The organism is Streptomyces sp. NPDC127084 (assembly GCF_042724175.1).
Classification (GTDB): Bacteria; Actinomycetota; Actinomycetes; order Streptomycetales; family Streptomycetaceae; genus Streptomyces.
Genome location: NZ_JBHXFA010000153.1, coordinates 11141 through 16343, shown reverse-complemented (window position 1 = coordinate 16343; position 5203 = coordinate 11141). Strand labels below are relative to the sequence as shown.

The 5203-nt window shown below is 68.9% G+C and carries 5 protein-coding genes and 1 pseudogene; 1 reads left to right on the top strand and 5 read right to left on the bottom strand.

Going from position 1 to position 5203, the window contains the following annotated elements:
• Window positions 1-80: 80 nt before the first annotated feature.
• On the bottom strand, window positions 81-1493 hold the full coding sequence (locus tag ACFWI9_RS27760; protein WP_387166075.1) for a YncE family protein: 1413 nt from the start codon (window positions 1491-1493) through the stop codon (window positions 81-83).
• Between the two features lie 459 nt (window positions 1494-1952).
• Between ACFWI9_RS27760 and ACFWI9_RS27755 the strand changes: the two genes are divergently transcribed.
• Window positions 1953-2654 carry a hypothetical protein gene (locus ACFWI9_RS27755; protein ID WP_387166073.1) on the top strand — a complete coding sequence of 234 codons (702 nt, stop codon included), beginning with the start codon at window positions 1953-1955 and terminating at the stop codon, window positions 2652-2654.
• Between the two features lie 100 nt (window positions 2655-2754).
• On the opposite strand, the gene ACFWI9_RS27750 is transcribed toward ACFWI9_RS27755, so the two are convergent.
• The 4 genes and pseudogenes from ACFWI9_RS27750 to ACFWI9_RS27735 form a co-directional block, all read right to left on the bottom strand.
• Window positions 2755-4050 carry a S8 family serine peptidase gene (locus ACFWI9_RS27750; protein ID WP_387166071.1) on the bottom strand — a complete coding sequence of 432 codons (1296 nt, stop codon included), beginning with the start codon at window positions 4048-4050 and terminating at the stop codon, window positions 2755-2757.
• Between the two features lie 196 nt (window positions 4051-4246).
• On the bottom strand, window positions 4247-4477 hold the full coding sequence (locus tag ACFWI9_RS27745) for a hypothetical protein (protein ID WP_387166069.1): 231 nt from the start codon (window positions 4475-4477) through the stop codon (window positions 4247-4249).
• Window positions 4461-4730: a DUF6400 family protein gene (locus ACFWI9_RS27740; RefSeq protein WP_387166067.1), complete on the bottom strand. Its 270-nt coding sequence runs from the start codon at window positions 4728-4730 to the stop codon at window positions 4461-4463. Before ACFWI9_RS27740 ends, ACFWI9_RS27745 begins: the two co-directional genes overlap by 17 nt.
• Before the next feature lie 224 nt (window positions 4731-4954).
• A pseudogene (locus tag ACFWI9_RS27735) lies at window positions 4955-5203 on the bottom strand (hypothetical protein); the annotation flags it as partial.

Sequence of the window (5203 nt, the reverse complement as noted above, 5' to 3'; positions counted from 1 at the left end):
ACCGAGATATACACACGTACTATCGTGGGCTGCGTCTTTTGTTTATAAGAGACAGGCCGATGCCTCACCGATGGGGTGCGTCAGGCGACGGAGTGGGTGATGGTTCCGGTGTAGGTGCCGGCGACGGCCGCGACGGGAACCTCGACGTCGAGGGTGGGGTTCCAGGTGACGCTGTTGTTCCCGGAGCCGCTGGTCTTGCTGTAGGCGATACGGGGGTTGGTCAGGTCGCCCGCGGTGCCGGCCGTGAAGGGGCCGTTGGTCTGGGCGACGGGTGCGCCGGGGGTGTAGGTGACGGCGTCTCCGGAGATGGGGCTGCCGCCGGTGGTGGTGAAGTCCTCGCTGAGGTAGACGGTGGACTCCCAGCTGGCGTCGGCGAGTGAGCGTTCGTCGGTGACGGTGACATCGCCGAGCTGTCCGGTGGCGGTGCCGCCGGGCGCTGCCTCGCTGAGGGTGGCGGTGTCGGGGACGGTGATGGTCAGTCCGTCGGTCGGGGTGACCTGGAAGGTGACCACCGTGTCACCCTGGCTCGGCGAGGTCGCGCCGCTCGAAGGTGCGCCGCCGATCGCCAACTGGGTGGGGCTGGCGGTGTCGGTCGCTGTGTCGATCACCGAGGCGGTGCCGTCGCCGGAGTTGGCGGTGTAGACCTTCTCGCCGTTCGCGGTGGCCATGACCGCCACGGGCGCGTCGCCGATGTTGGTGGTGATGGTGGTGTCGACGGTGTCCGTGGTGGTGTCGATCACGGAAACGCTGTCGTCGCCGGAGTTGGCGACGTAGGCCTTGGAGCCGTTGGGCAGGATGGCCACATCGGTCGGCGCGGCGCCTACGGTGATGGGGCCGCCGGTGACCGTGTTGGTGGCGGTGTTGATCACCGTCACAGTGCCCGCGATGTTGTTGACGACGTAAGCCTTGGCCCCGTTGGGGGTGACCGCCACTCCATCGGGCCCGTCGCCGACGGTGACGGTGGTGGACACGGTGTCGGTGGCGGTGCTGATCACCGAGACGTTGTCGGTACCGCTGTTGGTGACATAGGCGGTGTCGCCGTCAGGGGAGATGGCCACGCCCAGCGGGGCGGTGCCGACGGTGATGGTGGTGGACACGGTGTCGGTTGCGGTGGCGATCACCGAGACGCTGGTGCCGCCGGACTCGGTGACGTAGACCTTGGAGCCGTCGGGTGTGACGGCGATGCCCGTCGCACCCGCTCCGACGTCGATGGTGGAGCTGACGGTCCCCGCGGCGGTGTCGATCACCGACACGCTGCCCCCGCCACCGGCGTTGGCCACGTATGCCTTGGTGCCGTCCGGGAGCATGGCAACCCCGGAGGGTGTGCTGCCCACGGTGATGGGCGTTCCTACGACGGTGTCGGTGCTGGTGTCGACGACCCGGACGACGCCGTTGTCGGAGTCGGCCACATACATGAAGTCCGATGGTGCAGCGCTCGCCGGCAGGGCGGGCAGGGACAGCGAGGCGACCGCCACGAAGGCGACGGTGGCCACCCGCCTGAGAGGGCGCCAGGTGCTGTCTCTGCGCGATTGAGTAGAGCGTCCGACGCGATGAGCCCGATGACCGAGCACGGCGACCTCCGTGTTCATGATGACGCCCCCGCCCACGACGGGGCGCGGAGATCGTCTGTGATGATCCGGAGGCACTCTATGGGTGAATTTGAGTAGAAAGTGTTCCTGATTTGTTTGTGTCTTGATTTCGAATTATTCGGCTTATCTGGGCTTTCTTGACAGCGTTTGTCGGTCCCACGGCTTCGGCGCGCAAACGGCCTCCGTGGCGTCGCTCGAACGGTCGAGCCCGCGGCGCGGAGCGCGGGAGCCCCCTCGCGTAGCCGGACCCGTTTGGCTGCTCCCGCACTGCGTACGGCGGGGCGTTCGCGAAGTATTGCCGTGGCGGCTCCCGTTGTGGTGCGCCGATCCGAAAAGACATCCGCTGATGGAAGCAGGTCACTCATGCGTGCTGGACTGCGAAGCGTCCGCATCCCCCGCTACTCCAAGATGCTGACCGGAGGCCTTATGGCCTCGACGGCTCTGCTGACCCTGACGACTCCCGCACTGGCCATGGCATCCGACAAGCCCGCCCCGGGCACGGGCCACGACAAGTGCAGCGTTTCCGCCGCCGCCGGACTCACCGTGGCCCACGCGCTGGGCGGCTGGGACAGATGCAAGGGTCCGACCGGACCCACGGGTCCGACCGGGCCCACGGGTCCGACCGGGCCCACCGGCGAGACAGGCGCCACCGGCGAGACCGGACTCCAGGGCGTGACGGGTGCCACCGGCCCGACCGGGGACACGGGTCCGACCGGCCCGACCGGAGACACCGGGCCGACCGGTGCCACCGGGGACACGGGGCCGACCGGTGCCACCGGAGACACGGGGCCGACCGGTGCAACCGGCGCTTCCGACATCACGTTCGCGAGGGTGTCCAACGCCTCGCAATGCGCCGACGACACCCAATGCGACATCACGGTGACCTGCCCGAACGCCGGTCAGGTGGTGACCGGCGGCGGGCCCCAGAGCAACGCCTTCGGTGACGACCTCGTCCTCATGGCGTCCTGGCCCTCCGCTGACAATGCGTGGAGGGTCGTCGCCGAGAACGAATTGGGGATCACCATCACGTACACGGCCTGGGCCGTCTGCGCCACCGTGTCGTAGCGACAGGAAGGCGCAACCGGCGACCCCGTGGGCGGGCCCTCGAAGCCCCGCTCACGGGGTCGCCGCGTCAACGCGGTGACTGCCGGTCAGCGGCCGGGCCTCAGAAGCCGCGCAGCCTCAGCAGCGGCTCCTTGGTGTTGTCGCCGTCCTCCGACGGCCACAACCAGTCCGTGCCACCGGCCGCCACCAGGGCGGCCTTGACGGCTGCGGGCGACGCGCCGGGGTGGGTCGCCTTGAACAGGGCCGCGCCACCGGCCACATGCGGTGCGGCCATCGACGTACCGGACAGGACCGAGTAGCCGCCGTTCTTGAAGGTGGAGCGGATGCACACGCCGGGCGCGATCAGATCGATGTCCGCGCCGTAGTTGGAGAAGTCCGCGAAGGTGTCGTCCCGGTCGGTGCGGCAGCTCGCCTTGCCGAGACCTCCGGGCTTGCCGTCGAAGTCGGCCAGCGCGCTGACCGTGATCACTTCGTCGTACGAAGCCGGGGTGGTGTTCTTGGCGTCGGCGTGGTTGTTGGCCGCCGCGACCACATAGGTCACCCCCGCCGCGACGGAGGCGCAGATCGCCTTGTGCATCGCGTCGTTGTTGACCGTTCCGCACTTGCCGTCGTCGGCGCCGTTTCCGCCGAGGCTCATGTTGACGACATCGATCCGGTCGGCGTGCCGGGTCACGTAGTCGATTCCGCAGACGACGTCCGCGGTGGTGCCCTGGCCCATCGGGTTCAGCACCTGCACCGGCCAGATCCGGGCGCCCGGTGCCACACCGACCACCCCGGTGTTGTTGTCCAGTGCGCCGACGGTCCCGGCGACATGCGTGCCGTGGCCGTGCAGGTCGAGCACCGAAAGCTGGGGGAACCAGCAGTTCTTCGCGCCCGCCTTGTAGACGTTCAGGTCGGGGTGGTTCATGTCCACACCCGTGTCGATCACCGCGACGTCGACGTTGACCCGGGTGTCCTTGCCGTCGATGGCGGCCGTCGGGCTGAGGTCGGCCTCCGCCCGGTCCACACCGGTCGGGACCGTCTGCGCGAGGGCCTGCACCCGCCGTTCGGGCTGGACGGACTGCACCCGGGGATCGTCGGCGACCGCGGCCGCCGCCCGCGTGCTCATGGCCGCGGAGTAGCCGTACAGGGCATGCCGGTAGACGTGCCGCACCGTGGCACCCAGGGAGGCGGCGTGGGCGACGGCCGCGTTCACGGTGGCCGTGGCGTCGGACTGCACGGCTGCGTCCTTGAGGGTCACGATGTACCGACCGGGGATCTGGCCGGGCTGCGTGGCCGTCGCGAACGCGGCCGCCGTGGGTGTGTCCGTCGGCGCGGGCGCGGTGGCCGTCGCTGAAGTGGGTGAGGCGGCCGCCAGGGCCAGGGCGAGGAGGGCAGCGCCGAAGAGCTTGGGCATCCCGGACCTTTCTCGAAGACGAGTCAGTGGGAGCGAACCGGCCGCGAGTTCGAGGGTGATCCCTGAAGGCCGATTCGCTTGCGCGCCCAAGGCCTAGCAAATGTTGCCGCAGCGAACGATCCCGACATCCGGCGAGCGCGGATTTCGGCGAAGCCATGTCCTCCATGTGGCCGTGTCACGTCACCGTGGTGACGGTTCACCGCGGACGGGTGCCACCACGCCGGCGGGTGTCCAGCGACCACATGTGCGTACATCCGGGGCACTGGAGATGCACGACCGCGCCCTTGTTGGAGATCAGATAGCGCCAGTGCTCGCGGCAGTTTCGCTGCTCGGCGCAGGGTGCGCAGTCGCGGGAGTCGTCGCAGCGCGGGCAGGGCACCCAGGCGCGGCGGGCGATGTCCGCCTGCGGGTCAATGGGCAGCCGCACGGCCGGGCTCCCCTCCGGGGCGACCCGGGTTGTCCGGCAGCACGCCGGCAGCGACGAGTGCGTCGTAGGTGCGCTGCTGCTCGGCGTCGAGGCCGGAGTAGAGGAGGGAGTACGCCGCTTCCTCGTCCCGCAGCGCGGCCACCGGGTCCCAGTCGGGCCCGAGCGCGGCTACGACCTCAGCCCGTCGCCTGGCCTCTTCGAAGGTCAGGTCGATCGAGAAGGATATGTGGTCAGGGGTGAGGTCCTGGTCCATGGCGTGACTTCCGGTGGTGCTGTCGGGACTGCCACGTGTACCAGAGGAGGGGCGCTCCGGAAAGGCTGGCTTAAGCGGGCTTCCCGGGGAGAAGTCGATCTTTCCGGCATCGGGAGCCCACGCGAATGCGATGAAATCGGAAGAACCCGGCTACGCTTCTCGCCTTTTCATGGCGATTTGCGTGATTTATCCATTCCAGGTTATTCGCTCCAATGTGATGGAATTCATGACTGCTCTGCCATGGCTTCCGGGCCGACGATTCCCCGCACCACCCCTGCTTCGACCAGGTCCTGGGGCCGCAGCCGCAACTGGTCAGCGGTGGCCGGCGCGTCACCCGGCCCGCGCTTGAGGATCGCCGCGGCGAGCTCGGGCGCGATCACCGAGAAGTAGCTGTCCGGCGTGACCCAGGTGTTGCCCGGGTGGAGCTGCGGGCGTGCGCGCTGACAACGCCAGATCAGGCGAAGTGCCGTATC

Bases quoted from the DNA above. Each gene is read 5' to 3' on its own strand.
- ACFWI9_RS27740 (WP_387166067.1), bottom strand. From the start codon at position 4,730: ATGGACCAGGACCTCACCCCTGACCACATATCCTTCTCGATCGACCTG.
- ACFWI9_RS27750 (WP_387166071.1), bottom strand. From the start codon at position 4,050: ATGCCCAAGCTCTTCGGCGCTGCCCTCCTCGCCCTGGCCCTGGCGGCC.
- ACFWI9_RS27755 (WP_387166073.1), top strand. From the start codon at position 1,953: ATGCGTGCTGGACTGCGAAGCGTCCGCATCCCCCGCTACTCCAAGATG.